Source organism: Lutibacter citreus, assembly GCF_003260195.1.
GTDB lineage: Bacteria > Bacteroidota > Bacteroidia > Flavobacteriales > Flavobacteriaceae > Lutibacter > Lutibacter citreus.
In genome coordinates this window covers 16,870-36,178 of record NZ_QEIH01000005.1, presented here as the reverse complement: position 1 = coordinate 36,178, position 19,309 = coordinate 16,870, and the positions used below count along the sequence as shown (strand labels likewise).

Sequence of the window (19,309 nt, the reverse complement as noted above, 5' to 3'; positions counted from 1 at the left end):
TTTAATTAAAACTTAAAATGCGTTGCTTAACAATACTAAAAATTCTTTTATTTATTTGTTTAGTCGAGTTTTTATAAAAATCATACTCTTCAACAGTAAAATGACCAATTACAATCCCTTTTATCTCATTTTTAAATTGATTATCCTTTAAAAATATGGTTGTAACAAATTTATCTTTTTGAATATCTGTTGAATTAACAATATCAAATTTTTTCAAAACCATATAGTTATGAAAATACACAAATAACAAATCATTCAACCATTTAATTATTGGGCGTAAGGTTGTATTTTGAAAATTTTCAAGCTTTTTTGTGTTATCTAAAATAGCAGCGTTTGTTATTAATGGTCTTTTTTTCATTATAAATAAACTTCATTTATTCTAAAATAATTGTATCAATAATAAGTTTAAACTTTTCGTTCTTTTTGTTTCCTATTAAAAAACCAATCTCTTCTAATTCAGATCCTGGAAAATTTGGTATAGATAATTCCCTTCCTCTAAAAGTAGGCTTCAATTTTGCCAATTCAATTTCAATAACCTGCCAATTACCATTAGATTGAAAGAAACCTATATAAGAATGTTGTTTAAAAATTGATGCTTTAGCTCTAAACTGATATCGTTTTCCATCTCCTTTTAAACGAATTTTAATTGTTTTAAATTTAGAAATATTCAGTTTTCCAAAACGATGTCTTAATAAAGAAAATCCACCATTGTTTTCTAAAGATACTTCCCCTTCAAAAACGGCGTTTCCATTTTTATTAATACTTATGTTACTCTTAGACTCACCTCCCATAATTACATCATTTACAAGTCTCCAACTATCTAATTTACTGTTTATAGTAAATTTTACAATGGTATGATCTGTTTTTTCAATTAAAGTCATAAGCATAAAGTATTTAAAATTAACAATCTTTAAGTACTATAATCCCCAAAAAGTTCAATAAGTTTTTTAGTTCTATAGTTAAAAATTTCGGTAAGTTTTGGTTTTACTAAAATTGGATGTACCAACCTTCCAAGAAAACCAAGAGGAACTTTATAGTCTATAATATCTTCCATTTCAACTCCTCCATCAATTTCTTTAATAAAATGTTTGTGGTGCCAAAGTGCATAAGGCCCAAACCTCTGCTCATCAACAAAATATTGTTTATCAACTATATGTGTAATTTCTGTAACCCAATTTGTTTTAATTCCTAAAATTGGTGTTACAATATACTGTATTATTTGGCCCGCAAACATTGGTTTATCTGCTCCTGAGATAATATCAAAGCTCATATAATCTGGAGTAATTGTTTTTAAATTTGCAGGACTTGATAAAAACTCCCAAGCTTCATCAATTGAAATAGGTAATTTTTGTTTTGAAGACAAAGTATATACTGTTCCTTTTGTATTAAACTTCATCCTTTAATTTTTTAAATAGATATACGCATTTAAACTTGTAGCAATAAGCAACCAAATAAAATAAGGAGCAATTAACCAAGATTTAATTCCTAAACCACTTCCAAATTGAAATAGATAATAGCCAACTACTGCAGTTAACAAAATAATTTCAATCAACCCAAAACCTGTTTGTTGCTGATTAAAAAAGATGTAATTCCAAGCTATATTTAATATAAATTGAATAGCAAATACAATCCAAAAAGAATTTCCCGGTTTTAAAGCCAATAAATAGGCTAAATAAAAGGAAAAACATACCATTATTGTAGTCCAAGCAACACCAAAAAACCAACCTGGAGGTGTCCAAGGAGCTCTATTTAAGGTTATGTACCAATTAGATTGTGGCCCGTTATTCATAAAATAACTACCAATTGCTAAGGCTCCAAAATTTAATACTAAAAAAATTAATATGTATTGTATATGCGTACTCATATTATTTTAAATGATTTAAAATTTTTGAGCTCATTGGTTTTGTAATTGAGTAATAAAAATCTATATAATTACCATTTTCATCTACCATATACTTTTGAAAATTCCATTTAACAGATGAACTTTTCACTCCATTTAATTCCTTTTTAGTTAACCAAGCATATAAAGGGTGTATGTTTTCACCTTTAACATCAATTTTCTCAGTCATTAAAAAAGTAACACCATAATTAACCTCACAAAAAGATTGTATTTCAGGCAATGTCCCTGGCTCCTGCCCACCAAATTGATTACAAGGTAAACCTATAATAACAAGTTTATCTTTGTATTCTTTATTTAATTTCTCTAAATCTTTATATTGCCCTGTAAAGCCACATTTTGAAGCCGTGTTAACAAACAATATTTTTTTCCCTTTAAAATCTTTTAAATTAATAGGTTCTCCGGTAATACTGTTTATTGAAATATTATAAATTGACGATTTAGTTTCCATATTCTTTTTGTTTGATATTGATCCCATTAACAATATAAATGAAGCCATTAAACTTACTACTATACCTATTAGTTTCATAGTTTTTTTAAAATTTTAAATTTTCAAACTAGTTATTCCACAATCCATTTGAAATATTTGTCCAGACATAGATAAAGCTTTTTCTGAAATTAAAAACGCAGCCATAGTTGCCACCTCTTCAACATTTAAATATTTTTTTAACGGATGTCTTTCAATCATTTGCTCTTTTTGTCTATCATTTCGCAATAGTTTAGATGCTAATGTAGTATCCGTAACTGTTGGTGCTATAGCATTAACTCTTATGTTTGGAGCATACTCAGCTGCTAACGATTTTACCAAACCTTCAATAGCTGATTTTACGCTAGCAACACTTGTATGAAATGGCATTCCCAATTTGGAAGCTACCGTACTAAACAATAAAATACTTGAGTTTTTACTTTCCTTTAAATTTGGTAAATACTTTTGAATTGCTCTTACAGCTCCTAAAAAATTAATTTCATAATCCTTTTTAAAATCATCTAATTTTAATCGTTCAAAAGGTTTTAAATTAATACTTCCCGGACAATAAATTAATGAATCTACATTTTGTATTTCAGGTAATTCATCAATCAAAATGTTACAATTATAATGTGTAAAGTTTTTATGAATTAAACTAGGATTAGTTCTACTTATGTTTATAACTAAACATTCATTAAGTAAAATATTAACAATAGCATTTCCAATTCCTTTACTACCTCCAATTATAACAATTGTTTTCATATCATTCTACTAATATTTTAATCGTTTTTCAACTTTTCGCTTAATAACTGTTAAACGTTTCATAAGGTCCATTAATTCAGGATCCTTATTTTTCTTATAAATTTCATTAACACCTAAAATTAACGCCTTAACTTCTCTTGAGGCCATAATTCTTTCATTTGTACTCTTTAACGAAAGTTTACGATGCTCAAATTCCAACGCTTTTTCTACTAATTCCATACTTATATTTTTAAATAATTTTGAAGTTCTACAATTTTTTTTGACTTATTAAATACACCACTATAATAACTTGTTACTGTAGTTGATGAATCATCCTTAATACCTCTTGATGCAACACATAAATGCTTTGCGTCTATTATTACTGCAATGTTTTCGGTTTCTAAAATATTACCAAGCTCTAATCCAATTTGATTTGTTAATCTTTCCTGAACTTGCGGTCTCTTTGCAAAATACTGAACTATCCTATTAATTTTTGAAAGTCCAATTACTTTTCCTGATGAAATATAAGCTACATGAACTTTACCAAAAAATGGAACAAAATGATGTTCGCAATTAGAATAAAATTTAATATCCTTTTCAACCAACATTTGATTGTACTTATATTTATTCTCAAACAACGTTATTTCTGGCTTATTCTCAGGGTTTAATCCTGAAAATATTTCATCTATATACATTTTTGCAACTCTATTTGGAGTTTCTTTTAATGAATCATCTGTTAAATCCATTCCCATAACTTTCATTATATCCGAAAACAACTCCGTAATTTGCTCTTTTTTTTCTTCATCAGATAATTTAAAAGCATCTTTAACTAATGGCGTCTCAACACCCGTTTTTAAATCATCTTCAACAACATCTTCAGAATTCAAATCGTTTAACCCACTTTGTTTAGCCCGAAAATTCAACAAAGTTTCTTCTTGTCTCATAAAGCTTAATTTTTAGTTCATAATCCTCCTCTAAAAGAGGTTTAAAAATTTAAAAATACCAATGTTATATTTTATCACGTTTTACTAAAATTTTAAACACTTCTATTCTTAGAATCAAATTTAACCAAATACATTATGTTTTATAAAATCGAAAAAATGTTTAACAATTACATTACTTTTAACTTTAATTATAATACGTATTACTTAATTCTAACTGGTAATTATGACTATGATAATTTCAATTACTGCATTCAATTACTGCACTTTCCAAACATATTTATTTTTTTCAATCGCCCAATTTAAAGCAGACCACATATGTATTGGAGTAAAGCACTCTTCATCAATTATCGGTATTTTATTATTTTTGTTTACTTACAATTTAACAAAGTTAAACATTTAAATTTAAGTTTCCATAATCCACTATTAGTTTTATCTATACTTTAATAAAGTTTTAACATAGTTTAAATTTAAATACAAGCTGTTGTTTTGTTTAATTTTTGTACCTTTACGTTAAACATTATTTAAAAATAAAATATTATGTCCAAAAATAAAGAAATTAATGCTATGGAAATTATCTCTAAATATATGAGTTACATTTTAGAGCATAATTTAAAACCACCAACTGTTTTCTCATTTGCTAAAGAAAATAAATTTGAAGAAGCTACATTTTATCAATTTTTCGGATCCTTTGAAGCTCTTGAAAAATCTATTTTTAATGCATTTTTTGAGAATACAATTAGTGTAATAGAAAAAAGTGAAGACTACCAAAATTTTGATGCTCGTAATAAGTTATTAAGTTTTTATTATACTTTTTTTGAAATTTTAACTTCAAACAGAAGTTTTATTATTTCAATATTAGACACTAATAAGTTAGACATTAGTAAACATAGTGCATTATCTATGCTTAAAACCAGTTTTACTAATTATATAGACTCTCTGGAAATAGAAACTATTGATTTTAAACAAAAAAATATAGTTCAAATTCAACAAAAGAGTATTAAAGAAACTGCCTGGATTCAATTATTAGTTACCTTAAAATTTTGGATAAATGATACTTCTGCAGCTTTTGAAAAAACAGATATTTTTATTGAAAAATCTGTAAATACAAGTTTTGATTTAATTAACTCAACTCCTTTAAAAAGTATTATTGATTTGGGTAAATTTTTATACAAAGAAAAAATAAACACAAACTAAAATAAATATGTTAAAAACTATAGATACAATTCCTATCTCAAAAATACATAGAGCTTCTAAATTAGTACAAACCGGCGCCAAAGTTGGGATGAATTATTTAAAATATTATGGAGATAAATTAGTAAGTACAGAAGATGAAGCTAAACAAAAACTAGATAAAAATAACGCTGAAGACATTTATGATGGTTTAAAAAACCTAAAAGGAAGCGCCTTAAAAGTAGCTCAAATGTTAAGCATGGAAAAAAGTGTTTTACCACAAGCTTATGTAGAAAAGTTTTCCTTATCTCAATTTTCGGTTCCTCCCTTATCGGCCCCTTTAGTTATTAAAACGTTCAAAAAATATTTTGGAAAGGCTCCAAATGAAATTTTCGACACTTTTAATGCAAATTCAGTAAATGCCGCAAGTATTGGACAAGTTCATAAAGCTGAAAAGGACGGTAAAAATTTAGCAGTAAAAATTCAATATCCTGGAATTGCCAATAGTATATCTAGCGATTTAACGCTGGTTAAACCAATTGCAATAAGTATGTTTAATATTAAAGGAAAGGATTCTGATAAATATTTTAAAGAAGTTGAAGATAAATTAATTGAAGAAACCAACTATTTAATTGAAATTAAACAGAGTAAAGAAATCTCAGCTGCTTGTAATCATATCCCAAATTTACGCTTCCCAAAATATTATTCAGAATTTTCTTCGGAAAGAATTATTACAATGGACTGGATGCACGGGGAACATTTATCTGAATTTACAGCTCATAATACAAATACGGAAAAATCAAACAAACTAGGACAAGCTTTGTGGGATTTTTATATGTACCAAATTCACACTTTAAAAAAAGTACATGCAGATCCTCACCCAGGAAATTTTTTAATTTCAAAAGATGCCGATTTAATAGCTTTAGATTTTGGCTGTATGAAAGCAATTCCTGATGAATTTTACATTCCTTATTTTGAATTAGCTAAAAAGGAGAATATTAATAATACCGATATTTTTAAACAAAAATTATTTGAATTAGAAATTTTAAGAGATGATGACTCTCCTGAAGAATTAGCATTTTTCACAGCTATGTTTCACGATATGCTAAGTTTGTTTACTCAACCTTTTCATAAAGAAACATTCGATTTTTCTAATCCTAACTTCTTTAAACAAATTGCAGAATTAGGAGAACGTTACTCAAAAAATACAGAGCTTAAAAAAATGAATGGAAATAGAGGTTCCAAACATTTTATATATATAAACAGAACGTTTTTTGGTCTTTATAACTTAATGTTTGATTTAAAAGCAACTGAAGTAAAAATTAATAATTATAAAAAATTATAACCATTTAAATTTAATAAATTTTAAAAATGAAAATTCTAGTTACAGGTGCAACAGGCTATATTGGAAAACGCTTAATACCTATATTATTAAATGAAGGTTATACTGTTGTTTGTGCCGTACGAGATAAAAATAGATCTCCCAATAATTTTAAAAATGATAAAAATATAAGTATTGTTGAAGTAGATTTTTTAAAACCAAATACTTTAATTAATATCCCTAAAGATATTGATATTGCATACTACTTAATCCATTCAATGTCAAATTCTTCAACAGAATTTCACATACTAGAAGAGCAGTGTGCACAAAATTTCAAAAACCACATTGAAAACACTACAACCAAACAAGTTATATATTTAAGTGGTATAACTAATGATACAAAGCTCTCAAAACATTTATTATCACGAAAAAATGTTGAAACAACTTTAAATTCAGAAAAATATGCTTTAACCACATTTAAAGCAGGTATTATAGTTGGATCAGGAAGCTCTTCCTTTGAAATTATAAGAGATCTGGTTGAAAAACTACCCATTATGGTTGCTCCAAAATGGCTAAATACCAAAACTCAACCTATTGCTGTTAGAGATGTATTGTCTTTTTTAGAAAAAGCAAAAGGAAACGAAAAGCTTTACAATAAATCGTTTGATATTTTTGGACCAGAAATACTTACTTACAAACAAATGCTTTTAGAATTCGCAAAAATAAGAGGGCTTAAACGAAGAATTATTACAATACCAATAATGACTCCTAAGCTCTCATCATACTGGCTTTATTTTGTAACCTCTACATCTTATAAATTAGCAGCTTCACTCGTAAATAGTATGGGTATAGAAATTATTGGAAACACTAGTAACATTAACAAAATACTAAACATAAAACCCATTTCATATAAAGATGCTGTAAAAAATGCATTTTTAAAAATTGAACAAAATAGTATAGTTTCTAGCTGGAAGGACTCTTTTATAAGTAGCGCTTTAAAAAGCGATATACATAAACATATTAATGTACCAACTTACGGCTGCTTTACAGATAAAAAACAACGAAATTTAAAAGATGTAAATTATACTTTGAACAAAATATGGTCTATTGGAGGTGAAAACGGATGGTATTACGGAACTTTTTTATGGAAATTACGCGGTTATTTAGATAAATTATTTGGCGGAACTGGTTTAAGGAGAGGACGTACACATCCTACAAAACTAAACAATGGAGATTCTTTAGATTTTTGGCGTGTTATTTATGCTAATAAAGAAGCCAAAAAACTTTTATTATATGCTGAAATGAAACTTCCTGGCGAAGCTTGGCTTGAGTTTAGAATAGAAAACGATATACTATATCAAACAGCTACATTTAGACCTCAAGGTATTGCTGGTAGATTATATTGGTATGCAGTAACACCATTTCATTGGTTTGTTTTTAATGGAATGATTTCTAAATTAGTATAAATTATCGAACTAAAGAAGCTTTAACCACTTCTAAATAACGTAAACGTGCAAATTTGTGATCTACAATTTCAGAAATATCTTTATAATTAGGATTCCATTTTTTGATATATTTAAAATCTGGATCAAATTTTTGTTGTTGTGTAGTTGGATTAAATACTCTAAAATAAGGAGCCGAATCACAACCAGTTCCTGCAGCCCATTGCCAGTTTCCATTGTTAGCCGCTAAATCATAATCCAATAATTTTTCAGCAAAATAAGCCTCTCCCCAACTCCAATCAATTAATAAATGTTTATTTAAAAAACTAGCAACCACCATTCTCACCCGGTTATGCATATAACCTGTTTGGTTTAACTCTCGCATCCCAGCATCTACAATTGGGTATCCCGTATTTCCTTCACACCACAACTTAAACTCTTTTTCATTATTTCTCCAAGGAATAAAATTGTATTTCGATTTGAAATTTTCATTCACAACTTTAGGAAATTGATACAGTATTTGCATAAAAAACTCCCTCCAAATAAGTTCATTACAATAAGTAGCATTTACAGTTTCTGCGTATTTAAAAAGTTTGCGAATACTTATTAATCCAAATCTTAAATACACAGATGTGTTTGATGTATCAATTGTTGGTAAATCTCTAAACTTTTCATAGTCTAAAATTGTATTTTTATTAATTTCTCTAACTTTTATAGTACTTTTTGTAAAACCAATGTCTTTTAATGAAGGGAAACTTAATGTTGATTTTATAAAATTTTCTTTTATGTTTTCAGAAGGATAGAAATCATTTTTTTGGGAATTATACAAGTTCCACCATTTGTTTTTATACGGTGTATAAACAGTATAAGGTTTTCCATCTGCTTTTAAAACTTCACCAGCTTCAAAAATAACTTGATCTTTGTAAGTCTTTACTTCAATATTATTTTTAAAAAATATTTTAATTATTTCAGCGTCTCTTTTATTTGCATAAGGTTCATAATCTTTATTGAAAAATACTTTTTTAATGTTAAATTTATTTAGAAGCTCTTCCCAAACAGTAATTACATTTCCTTTTTCTACATTTAATGAAGAATTATTTTCAACTAAATCATCATTTATTTTATTTAATGAATTATAAATAAAAGTAACTCTTGCATCATCTTTTGGTAATTCATTTAAAATAGCTTCATCAAAAATAAAAATTGGAAGCACTTTAAATCCAGAATTTAATGCATAGTACAATGCTGTATTATCGTGTAATCTTAAATCTCTTCTAAACCAAAAAACAGCAACTTCACTTTTGTTATTCATTTACTTTTTATTTATAATTTTGGGTTTCATTTTTTCAATTAAAATTATTGCTCCATACAACATACTAAATGCATAAAAAACATCTTCAACGGGAATGGTTCCTATTCTAATTCCTAAATTTTCAGCATTATTATACCAAACAACCTGCTCTTCAATAAAGCTTCCTGTTAAAATTCCATTTACTATAAAAAATGGAATAAGAACTACTAAAAATGTAATGAAAAATGAATTTAAAATCTTGTTTGTATCAATTAACGAATAAATTAAAAGCAAAGCAAAAACCAGAAAACTAAAAAAAGTGTACAACCTATTATAATTTAAAACAACAATTATTAAGGAGAATAAAATAAAGAATTTTAAAAGTCCATTTGTAATTTTTTTAGGTAATGCTAAATTCGGAAAAAAGTGTAATAACGCATAATGGGTAAAAATACTTGCATATGGAATACAAAAAAAGAATAAAACTTCTTCAATAGGTAAATTATAAATATTAAAACCCAATAAATAGTTCTTATTAAAACCCCAAATTCCCAAATTAGTAAACCAAACGTCCCAAATTAAAAAAGGAATTGCAACTAAAGTTATTGCTAAAAACACAGCTTTCCAATACTGTATAAAATTCATTTTCTTTTGAAAACTATACAAAAATGGCACCGAAAAAGAAGCAACATTTATTAAAATATATAAATACATTAAATTTTAAAATATTTTTTAGGCACATTTAACATTCCAAAACATTCACCATCTTCTTTTCCTAAATGTTTATGATGCACTTTATGAGCTTTACGTAAACCAATTAAATATTTATTTTTGGTGTTTTTAAACCACTTAAATCGCTGATGAATTAAAACATCATGAATTAAAAAATAGGCTATGCCATATAACAAAATTCCTAAACCTATAAAAAACTTATAATTTAAACCTCCTTGCAAACCAAAATAAAATAATGCTATACTTGGAATAGCAAATATTATGAAGAATATATCATTTCGCTCAAAAGTATTTTGATATCTCGGTTGATGGTGATCTTCATGAAAATACCACATAAAACCATGCATTACAAATTTATGAGTTAACCAAGTAATACACTCCATTATTAAAAAAGCAGCAATTGTTGTAATTACAAATATCATAATTTATCTAAAGTTTGTTCAATCTTTTCTTTTTCTTCAATTTTTAAACTTTCTAACAATAACATATTGTTTAAAATATATTTTTTTAAAGCTAAATCTAATTTTGCATTTACCATTTCTTGTGTAATAACATTAAAATCTTCTGAAATAAAATCGTTGTATCCCAAAAAATTTGGAATCTGTTTTTGCATAATATATCTAATATATCTTATTTCTACATTTAAAGGATTTTCAACAATATCTTGATCTAAAATTTTCTTACCTTGTTTAAAATGTTTTAGTTTTGAAAAAGGGTTTTTCACAAATCTAGATTTCATAAATACCATGGCAGCATAATAACCTTTAGCCTCTGCAGTAGTACCTTGTTTTAATTGCTCTATAAATCCTTCAGCTTGCTCTAAATTATTTATATTTAAAAACTGTTCTCTTACACTTTCCAAAGGTGTTTTTAAAGAAACAAGCATTATAAATGAACAAATAATAAGAAATTCTTTCATTACAGTAAATTTAATTTATAAACTACAAAAGATTTTGCCAATAAGCTAATTTTCATAGGGTTTGACACTCTAATACGCGTATTTAATATTTCATTAAAAGGAGTTCTTTTTAATTTATTTAATAATCTTTTATAATAAACATACGCCGTATAAACACCAAATTTAGCTTCAATAGGCAATCCTTTAATCCCTATAAATGCCTCCTTAAAATCAGCCTCAATATCGGCAATTATTTCTGCTTTTTCATTAGCCGTTAATTCTTTTAAATTTACTCCTGGAAAATATGAGCGATGTAATAACTCATAATCATCTTTTAAATCTCTTAAAAAATTTACCTTTTGAAAAGCCGAACCTAGTTTCATTGCTGAATATTTTAATTCTTTATATTTTTCATCATTACCATCAACAAAAACTTTTAAACACATTAAACCAACAACATCTGCAGAACCATAAATATACTGGTTATATTCTTCTACTGTATTATAGGTTTCTTTTTTTAAATCTGCTTTCATGCTTTTTAAAAATGACTGAATTAGATCATCTGTAATATTGTATTTTTTTACAGTATGTTGAAAGCAATTTAAAATAGGATTTAAACTAATCCCTTGACTATAAGACTTATAATAATCCTTTTCAAATTCATCTAATAAATCTTCTTTATCATAGTTATGAAAAGAATCTACTATTTCATCAGCAAAACGAACAAACGCATAAATACTATAAATTGCTTCTCTAATTTTTGGAGAAAGCATATAAACAGCCATTGAAAATGAAGTACTGTATGTTTTAGTTACAATTTTACTACACTTAAAAGACGTTTCATCAAATAATTTCTTCATTATTAATTTTTTTTAGTCGTTTTACTTATTAATTATTCTTTATTACCATATCAGAAACAATTTTACCAGATATAATAGCAGGAGGAACTCCAGGACCTGGAACAGTTAATTGCCCTGTAAAAAATAAATTTTTCACTTTCCCACTTTTTATTTTAGGCCTTAAAAATGCTGTTTGAAATAATGTATTTGCCATTCCATAAGCGTTTCCTTTATAAGAATTATAATCCCTTTTAAAATCATTTACACAATATGACTCTTTAAATAAAATTTTATCCTTTAATTTTTGACCAGTTAAATTTTCTAATCGATTTATTATTTTTAAAAAATACTCCTCTCTAACCTCAGGAATATCATTTAAATCTGGCGCCAAGGGTATTAAAAAAGTAGCCGCCTCCTTTGAAATAGGGGCAAAACTATTATCTGTTATACTTGAAAAACTTGCATAAAAAAGCGGCTCTTTTGGCCATTTTGGCGTATCATAAATATCTTTTGCGTGCACATCAAAACTTGTATCAAAAAAAAGAGTGTGATGCGCTACATTCTTAATTTTTGTATCAAAACCAACGTAAAAAAGTAACGCTGACGGAGCAAAAGTTTTTTTCGCCCAATATTTTTCAGAATAAACTCTATACTTTTCATTTAATAATGTTTCGGTATGGTGATAATCTGCTCCACTTATTACAATATCTGATTCTATAAATAAATTATTTGAAATTACCCCTTTAACCAAACCATTATCAACTACAATTTCCTCAACATTCTGTTCTGTTAAAAATTCAACTCCTAAAGATTTAGCCAGATTAACAAATCCATTTACCACTTCAAACATTCCCCCTTTTGGATGCCAAGTACCTAAACCAAAATCTGCATAATTCATAAAATTGTAAAAACTAGGAGTATTTGAAGGTTTTGCACCTAAAAACAATACAGGAAACTCCAAAATTTGTTGAAGTTTATGGCTTTTTATTTTTCTTCTAACCGTTTTACTTATACTCGTAAAAAATTGATTTAATTTAGAAATTGTTGTTAAGTTTATTAACTCTGTAATAGATTCTCCTGGTTTGTACACCAAATCATTAATAGCAACTTCATAATTGAACTTTGCCGAATCTAAAAATTCTTTTAAATACTTTGAACTACCTTTTTCTTCTTGCTCAAAAACTTTATAAATTTTCTTAAGAGTGTCCGGTATAGTAATTGAGTCATTTTTACCAAAATAAACTTGATAAGCTGGTGATAAACGCTCTAATTGATAAAAATCAGATGGTTTTTTATCAAAATCATTAAAAAATTTCTCAAAAACATCTGGCATCCAATACCAAGTAGGTCCCATGTCAAATTTAAATCCATCTTTTTCAAATTTTCTTGCCCTACCTCCTAGAGTTGTATTCTTTTCTAAAACACAAACACTGTAACCCTTTCTAGCCAAATAACAAGAAGCCGATAACGACGAGAAACCCGAACCAATGATAATAACTTTTTTACTCTTTTTATTCATTTAAACTCTTATTAACTTTAGAAGCTATTTTTATTTTTTATAAAATTGCAAGACTTTCTATATACATATTCACCTTTAAGATAGATATTTTTTAGCAGAAATAAGAAAAACCTTATTTCTGCTCATTATTAAAACTAACTACTTGGTAACAAAACCATATCAATTGCGTGAATAACACCATTTGTTCCTTGAACGTCATTTGTTGCGTCTCCAACTAAAATATTAACCACCTGATTACTCGTTGTTTTTATTTGAGCACCATCAGCCAAGTCAATCATTATTGAGCTTCCTTCAAATGTTGTAACATCTCCTTCGGTTAATTGGTCTGCCTGAACATTAGCACTAGGTATTACGTGGTATTTCAACACTGCATCCATAACTGTAATAGGAATATCTCCTAAATTATTCCACGAATCATTTGAATCAAGTAATGATTGAAACGCTGTATTAGTAGGTGCAAAAATTGTAAATGGCCCATCTCCAGATAATATTGAAACAAAATCAGTAGTATGTCTACTATCTGTTAAGGCCGCAACCAATGTTGTGAACCCTGAATTATTTAAAGCTAATGTTACTACGTTTGGTGGTAACATTACTTTATCTATAACATGAACTACTCCATTTGTTGCTTCAATATCAACAGTTACTGGATTTGAATCACCATTAAATTGAACACCTCCAACAGTTTCAACCTGCATAGAAATAAATTCATCATTTGGTCCCATTAAATTTGTTTTCACATAAGTATCAGAAAGATCTGTAGACATAATATTTCCAGAAATTACATGAAATAATAAAACTGATTTTAAAAGATCCACTGGGATATCATCAAGACCATTCCAAGAATCATTTGAATCTAACAAATTTTGAAATGCGGCATTAGTTGGAGCAAACACGGTAAACGGTCCGTCTCCTTTTAAAACATCAACTAATCCCGCTTTTTGAACAGCTAAAACTAAAATACTTAAATCATCAGATCCAATAGCTGTTTCTACAATGTCTTTTTCTTTTGGAAGCGGCAACATAACTTCATCAATAATATGAATAATACCATTTGAAACCAAAATATCTGCATTAGTAACAGTTACCATTTGCTCGGCAATTGTTGATAATTGAACAGCATTTGATAAATCAACTGAAATATTTCCATCATTCAACATTGTTATAACTTGCCCATCTGATAAATCTGATGATGAAGCCACTCCGCTGGATACATGATACAACAATACTGTTTTTAAAAGATCTACTGGAATATCATCAAGACCATTCCAAGAATCATTTGAATCTAATAAATTTTGAAACGCGGCATTAGTTGGAGCAAACACTGTAAACGGACCATCTGCTTGCAAAGCTGAAACCAAATCTGCTTTTTGCAATGCCTGAACCAAAATACTTAAATCATTAGATCCAATAGCTGTTTCTACAATGTCTTTTTCTTTTGGAAGCGGTAACATAACTTCATCAATAATATGAATAATACCATTTGAAACCAAAATGTCCGCATTAGTAACAGTTACCATTTGCTCGGCAATTGTTGATAATTGTACACCATTTGATAAATCAACTGAAATATTTCCATCATTCAACATTGTTATAACTTGCCCATCTGATAAACCTGATGATGAAGCCACTCCACTTGTTACATGATACAATAACACTGTTTTTAAAAGATCTACTGGAATATCATCAAGACCATTCCATGAATCATTTGAATCTAATAAATTTTGAAACGCGGCATTGGTTGGAGCAAACACTGTAAACGGACCATCTGCTTGTAAAGCTGAAACTAAATCCGCTTTTTGCAATGCCTGAACCAAAATGCTTAAATCATTAGATCCAATAGCTGTTTCTACAATATCTAATTGCTTAATGATTATTTCATCATTATCATCAGAGTCACAAGATGTAAATGTTATTATAAATAGACCAAGAATTAATAAGGGTATAATTTTTTTTGAAAACATAATATAAGTTTTTTAGGTTAAATGCCTACTTCTTTTGAAGTCTTTAAATTAGCATATTTTATTTTTTGTTTATCTTTTTTATAATTTTGTTAAACATTTTAAAAATGATCAAAAAAAAATGCTTAAACAACATTTTTTATTCGATGTTAAGCAAATATACTTCTTTTTGTTTAATTAAACTATTTTTTAGTTAAACAATATAAAAAATTATAATTGTGATAATATTTCATTTATAGTATTGAATGTCTTTATATGCTTCTCTTTAAGATTTAAATTAGCAGCTTCAACTACCTTCCTTCCAACTACCCAAAACTCATTATCAGAATTTAATTCTATCTCATTCTTTACTTTATCTAAATATTCATTAACTGTAATTTTTGAAGGTTCAACAGTTAAGTAACTTATAAAAAAAGCTGAATTATAGACTTTTTGAACATCCACTAAATTACTTATCGGAACACTTTGACCTAGATAAATTGATTGATACCCGTGAAGAATCAACTCAAAATGTAAATAAAGCAACCCTAATTCATGAATTTCATTTAACGGTAAATATAAAACAAAAACCTTCTCTAAGTTAGTTGGCTGAGACAACTGTAATCGCTCAACATTTAAATGAATTTTTTGTTTAATAAGGTTAGTTATAAAATGTTCGTGAGCAGGAGTTATTGAGTTTACTTGCCACAATAGCCCAATATCATCTAAAAAAGGAAGAAAAACATTTTTAAAAATCTCTCTAAAAGATGAAGTTGCAACTAAATTATTATAGGTTACATTAAACAAGTTTTCATCAAAGTTTAACATTGCTAATTTAAAAGAATTTGACACTTGACTATTCACTCCTTTTTTAGCAACAATTTCTCGAACCTTAACAGTTAGTTGAGAATCCGTTAAATCTGAAATCTTAGATATTTTAAGTCCATTATTATTCAACAGAGATACATTAAGTAATTTCTGTAAACTAAAAATATCATAAAATCTTATATTGGAATCTGTTCTTTTTGGTTTAAGTAAATTATATCGTTTCTCCCAAATCCGAATAGTATGTGCCTTAACACCTGAAAAATTTTCAAGATCTTTAATTGTAAACTCTGTTTTAATATTGTTCAATGTTATTGTTTTAATATTAAACAAATATAAGGTTTAATTTTTAATTAAAAAAAAAAGAGTTTCCTTCTGGAAACTCTTTTTTTTTATTATGTTAAAATAAATTACTTATTTAAATACATTTTTCTACGAGAATACAATTCATAAAATTGATCATCTTTTAAACTATCAATAAATAAAATGCTCTCTCCTGTTGATTTCATTTCAGGTCCTAATTTTTTATCTACATTAGGGAATTTATTAAAAGAAAAGACTGGTTGTTTAATTGCAAAACCTTCTAATTGAGGGTTAAAATTAAAGTCTTTCACTTTTTTATCTCCTAACATTACCTTAGTAGCGTAATTTACATAAGGTTCTTGATAAGCTTTTGCAATAAACGGAACTGTACGAGATGCTCTAGGATTTGCTTCAATAATATAAACAATATCATCCTTAACTGCATATTGAACATTAATTAATCCAACAGTTTTTAAAGCTAAAGCTATTCTTTTAGTATGATCTTTAATTTGTTGCATCACAAACTCACCTAAATTAAAAGGTGGTAATGTAGCATTTGAATCTCCTGAATGTACTCCACAAGGTTCAATATGTTCCATAATACCAATAATGTAAACATCTTCTCCATCACATATTGCATCTGCTTCACATTCTATTGCCCCATCTAAATAATGATCTAACAATAACACATTATTAGGAATACTTCTTAATAAAGACACTACATGCGTTTCTAATTCTTCTTTATTAATCACAATTTTCATTCCCTGACCTCCCAATACATAAGACGGACGTACCAAAATTGGAAAATCTAAAGTATCAGCAATTACAGAAGCTTCGTCAGCTGTTGTAGCTGTACCATATTGTGGAAATGGAATTTTTAAATCGAGTAATAATTCAGAGAAACGTTTTCTGTCTTCAGCTAAATCTAAAGCTTCAAAACTCGTTCCTATAATTTTAATTCCCCATTTCTCTAATTTTTCAGCTAATTTTAATGCTGTCTGACCACCTAATTGAACGATTACACCTTCTGGTTTTTCGTGTTCAATTATATCATAAATATGCTCCCAAAAAACTGGTTCAAAATATAATTTATCTGCTGTATCAAAATCCGTAGAAACTGTTTCTGGATTACAATTAATCATAATCGTCTCATAACCAGCCTCTCTTGCCGCTAACACACCATGTACACAACAATAATCAAACTCAATTCCTTGTCCAATTCTATTTGGCCCAGAACCAAGAACAATAATTTTCTTTCTATCAGTTACAACACTCTCATTGTCTGATTTTCTTACACCGTCAGGTGTAATCATTTTATTTTCGAATGTAGAATAATAATATGGTGTTTGCGCTCCAAACTCTGCAGCACAAGTATCAACTAATTTATAAACTCTGTTAATATCTAACTCAGTTCTTTTAGCCTTTACTTCACTTTCCCAACATCCTAACATATGAGCAATTTGTCTATCAGCAAAACCTTTTTGTTTAGCTTCTAACAATAATTCATAAGAAAGTGTTGCTAATTTATTTGTTGAAATTTCGTTTTCTAACGTTAATAATTCTTCGTATTGTTTTAAATACCAGTAATCTATTTTAGTTATTTCGTGTATTCTGCTTAATGGGATTCCCATTTGAATAGCATCATAAATCACAAAAACTCTATCCCAACTTGGATATTTTAACTTCTGAATAATAGTGTCGTAATCTTTTTCTCCTTTACCATCAGCTCCTAAACCATTACGTTTAATTTCTAATGATTGTGTTGCTTTATGCAATGCTTCTTGGAAACAACGCCCAATCCCCATAACTTCACCAACTGATTTCATTTGTAAACCAACTGTTCTATCAGAACCTTCAAATTTATCGAAGTTCCAACGTGGTATTTTCACAATTACATAATCTAATGTTGGTTCAAATAAAGCTGAAGTAGTTTTAGTTATTTGATTTTTTAATTCATCTAAATGATAACCAATAGCTAATTTAGCTGCAATTTTTGCAATAGGATATCCTGTTGCTTTTGAAGCTAATGCAGATGAACGAGATACCCTTGGGTTAATCTCAATTGCAATAATATCTTCATTTTCATCTGGGCTTACAGCAAACTGAACATTACATCCTCCTGCAAAATCACCAATAGAACGCATCATATGTATTGCCATATCACGCATTCTTTGAAAAGTGGTATCACTTAAAGTCATAGCTGGAGCTACTGTTATTGAATCTCCAGTATGAATTCCCATTGGATCCATATTTTCAATAGTACAAATAATAACTACATTATCATTACTATCTCTTAATAGTTCTAACTCATACTCTTTCCACCCAAGTAAAGCTTTATCTATAATTACCTCATGTATAGGTGACGCCTCTAAACCTCTACTTAATAAATCATCAAAATCTTTCTTATCATAAACAATAGATGCTCCAAACCCTCCTAAAGTAAATGAAGGACGAATTACTAACGGAAAACCATATTCTTGTGCAATTTCTTTACCTTTTAAAAATGATGTTGCTGTAGTTGAAGGTGCCTGACCTATCCCTATTTCAATCATCAATTTTCTAAACTGCTCTCTATCTTCTGTAATATTAATTGCATCAATATCAACACCTATTAAATCTACATTAAAGTCTTTCCAAATTCCTTTGTCATCTGCTTCAATACATAAATTTAATGCCGTTTGCCCTCCCATTGTTGGAAGTACAGCATCAATATTAGGGTGCATTTGCAATATTTCAATTATAGACTTAGTAGTTAATGGTTTAAGATAAACATTATCAGCCAATGACGGATCCGTCATAATTGTAGCTGGATTTGAATTTATTAAAGTAACTTCAATTCCTTCTTCTTTTAAAGATCTAATTGCTTGGGATCCTGAGTAGTCAAATTCACAAGCTTGGCCAATAATAATTGGACCTGATCCAATTATTAAAATCGATTTAATTTTAGTGTTTTTAGGCATTTTTCAATATAAATTTTGATT

At 27.9% G+C, this 19,309-nt stretch carries 20 protein-coding genes; 3 read left to right on the top strand and 17 right to left on the bottom strand.

Going from position 1 to position 19,309, the window contains the following annotated elements; translation table 11 throughout:
- Position 1: 1 nt before the first annotated feature.
- From DAD81_RS11245 to folE, 8 genes are all read right to left on the bottom strand, one after another.
- Positions 2 to 358 (bottom strand): glyoxalase, encoded by a 357-nt coding sequence (locus tag DAD81_RS11245; RefSeq protein WP_111708369.1) that lies wholly within the window; start codon positions 356 to 358, stop codon positions 2 to 4.
- 16 nt (positions 359 to 374) lie between these two features.
- Complete coding sequence (locus tag DAD81_RS11240) at positions 375 to 881, bottom strand: CIA30 family protein (protein ID WP_111708368.1); 507 nt, start codon at positions 879 to 881, stop codon at positions 375 to 377.
- A gap of 29 nt (positions 882 to 910) precedes the next feature.
- Positions 911 to 1,396, bottom strand: coding sequence for an SRPBCC family protein (locus DAD81_RS11235; protein ID WP_111708367.1), 486 nt, complete (start codon positions 1,394 to 1,396; stop codon positions 911 to 913).
- A gap of 3 nt (positions 1,397 to 1,399) precedes the next feature.
- Positions 1,400 to 1,864 (bottom strand): TspO/MBR family protein, encoded by a 465-nt coding sequence (locus tag DAD81_RS11230; RefSeq protein WP_111708366.1) that lies wholly within the window; start codon positions 1,862 to 1,864, stop codon positions 1,400 to 1,402.
- A gap of 1 nt (position 1,865) precedes the next feature.
- A complete protein-coding gene (locus DAD81_RS11225) occupies positions 1,866 to 2,348 on the bottom strand; it encodes a glutathione peroxidase (protein WP_111708728.1) in 483 nt (160 codons plus the stop codon).
- 93 nt (positions 2,349 to 2,441) lie between these two features.
- A complete protein-coding gene (locus tag DAD81_RS11220; RefSeq protein WP_111708365.1) occupies positions 2,442 to 3,125 on the bottom strand; it encodes an SDR family NAD(P)-dependent oxidoreductase in 684 nt (227 codons plus the stop codon).
- Between the two features lie 9 nt (positions 3,126 to 3,134).
- Positions 3,135 to 3,344 carry a hypothetical protein gene (locus tag DAD81_RS11215; RefSeq protein ID WP_111708364.1) on the bottom strand — a complete coding sequence of 70 codons (210 nt, stop codon included), beginning with the start codon at positions 3,342 to 3,344 and terminating at the stop codon, positions 3,135 to 3,137.
- A gap of 2 nt (positions 3,345 to 3,346) precedes the next feature.
- Positions 3,347 to 4,048 (bottom strand): GTP cyclohydrolase I FolE, encoded by a 702-nt coding sequence (folE, locus tag DAD81_RS11210; RefSeq protein WP_111708363.1) that lies wholly within the window; start codon positions 4,046 to 4,048, stop codon positions 3,347 to 3,349.
- Between the two features lie 537 nt (positions 4,049 to 4,585).
- Here folE and DAD81_RS11205 point away from each other — a divergent pair.
- Genes DAD81_RS11205 through DAD81_RS11195 form a run of 3 tightly spaced genes read left to right on the top strand, consistent with a single transcriptional unit; the run spans position 4,586 to position 8,005 of the window.
- Complete coding sequence (locus DAD81_RS11205; RefSeq protein ID WP_111708362.1) at positions 4,586 to 5,242, top strand: TetR family transcriptional regulator C-terminal domain-containing protein; 657 nt, start codon at positions 4,586 to 4,588, stop codon at positions 5,240 to 5,242.
- A 7-nt stretch (positions 5,243 to 5,249) separates the two neighbouring features.
- The gene (locus tag DAD81_RS11200; protein ID WP_111708361.1) at positions 5,250 to 6,563 is read left to right on the top strand and encodes an ABC1 kinase family protein; all 1,314 of its coding nucleotides are present in this window, start codon (positions 5,250 to 5,252) and stop codon (positions 6,561 to 6,563) included.
- A 26-nt stretch (positions 6,564 to 6,589) separates the two neighbouring features.
- Entirely contained in the window at positions 6,590 to 8,005 is a 1,416-nt protein-coding gene (locus tag DAD81_RS11195; protein ID WP_111708360.1) for an SDR family oxidoreductase, read from the top strand.
- Position 8,006: 1 nt separating this feature from the next.
- Here the strand turns inward: DAD81_RS11195 and DAD81_RS11190 are convergent, their stop codons facing one another.
- From DAD81_RS11190 to carB, 9 genes are all read right to left on the bottom strand, one after another.
- Positions 8,007 to 9,293 carry a cryptochrome/photolyase family protein gene (locus DAD81_RS11190; RefSeq protein WP_111708359.1) on the bottom strand — a complete coding sequence of 429 codons (1,287 nt, stop codon included), beginning with the start codon at positions 9,291 to 9,293 and terminating at the stop codon, positions 8,007 to 8,009.
- Positions 9,294 to 9,986: a lycopene cyclase domain-containing protein gene (locus DAD81_RS11185; protein ID WP_111708358.1), complete on the bottom strand. Its 693-nt coding sequence runs from the start codon at positions 9,984 to 9,986 to the stop codon at positions 9,294 to 9,296.
- Positions 9,986 to 10,426, bottom strand: a complete 441-nt coding sequence (locus tag DAD81_RS11180) for a sterol desaturase family protein (RefSeq protein ID WP_111708357.1) — start codon at positions 10,424 to 10,426, stop codon at positions 9,986 to 9,988. The genes DAD81_RS11185 and DAD81_RS11180 overlap by 1 nt, the downstream gene beginning before the upstream one ends.
- The gene (locus DAD81_RS11175) at positions 10,423 to 10,923 is read right to left on the bottom strand and encodes a hypothetical protein (RefSeq protein WP_111708356.1); all 501 of its coding nucleotides are present in this window, start codon (positions 10,921 to 10,923) and stop codon (positions 10,423 to 10,425) included. Before DAD81_RS11175 ends, DAD81_RS11180 begins: the two co-directional genes overlap by 4 nt.
- On the bottom strand, positions 10,923 to 11,762 hold the full coding sequence (locus tag DAD81_RS11170) for a phytoene/squalene synthase family protein (protein WP_111708355.1): 840 nt from the start codon (positions 11,760 to 11,762) through the stop codon (positions 10,923 to 10,925). The genes DAD81_RS11175 and DAD81_RS11170 overlap by 1 nt, the downstream gene beginning before the upstream one ends.
- A gap of 28 nt (positions 11,763 to 11,790) precedes the next feature.
- Positions 11,791 to 13,260: a phytoene desaturase family protein gene (locus DAD81_RS11165; RefSeq protein ID WP_111708354.1), complete on the bottom strand. Its 1,470-nt coding sequence runs from the start codon at positions 13,258 to 13,260 to the stop codon at positions 11,791 to 11,793.
- Positions 13,261 to 13,394: 134 nt separating this feature from the next.
- Positions 13,395 to 15,224 carry a fasciclin domain-containing protein gene (locus tag DAD81_RS11160; RefSeq protein WP_111708353.1) on the bottom strand — a complete coding sequence of 610 codons (1,830 nt, stop codon included), beginning with the start codon at positions 15,222 to 15,224 and terminating at the stop codon, positions 13,395 to 13,397.
- A 207-nt stretch (positions 15,225 to 15,431) separates the two neighbouring features.
- Positions 15,432 to 16,334, bottom strand: a complete 903-nt coding sequence (locus tag DAD81_RS11155) for a MerR family transcriptional regulator (RefSeq protein WP_111708352.1) — start codon at positions 16,332 to 16,334, stop codon at positions 15,432 to 15,434.
- A gap of 101 nt (positions 16,335 to 16,435) precedes the next feature.
- The gene (gene carB / locus DAD81_RS11150) at positions 16,436 to 19,288 is read right to left on the bottom strand and encodes a carbamoyl-phosphate synthase large subunit (protein WP_111708351.1); all 2,853 of its coding nucleotides are present in this window, start codon (positions 19,286 to 19,288) and stop codon (positions 16,436 to 16,438) included.
- Between the last annotated feature and the right edge of the window lie 21 nt (positions 19,289 to 19,309).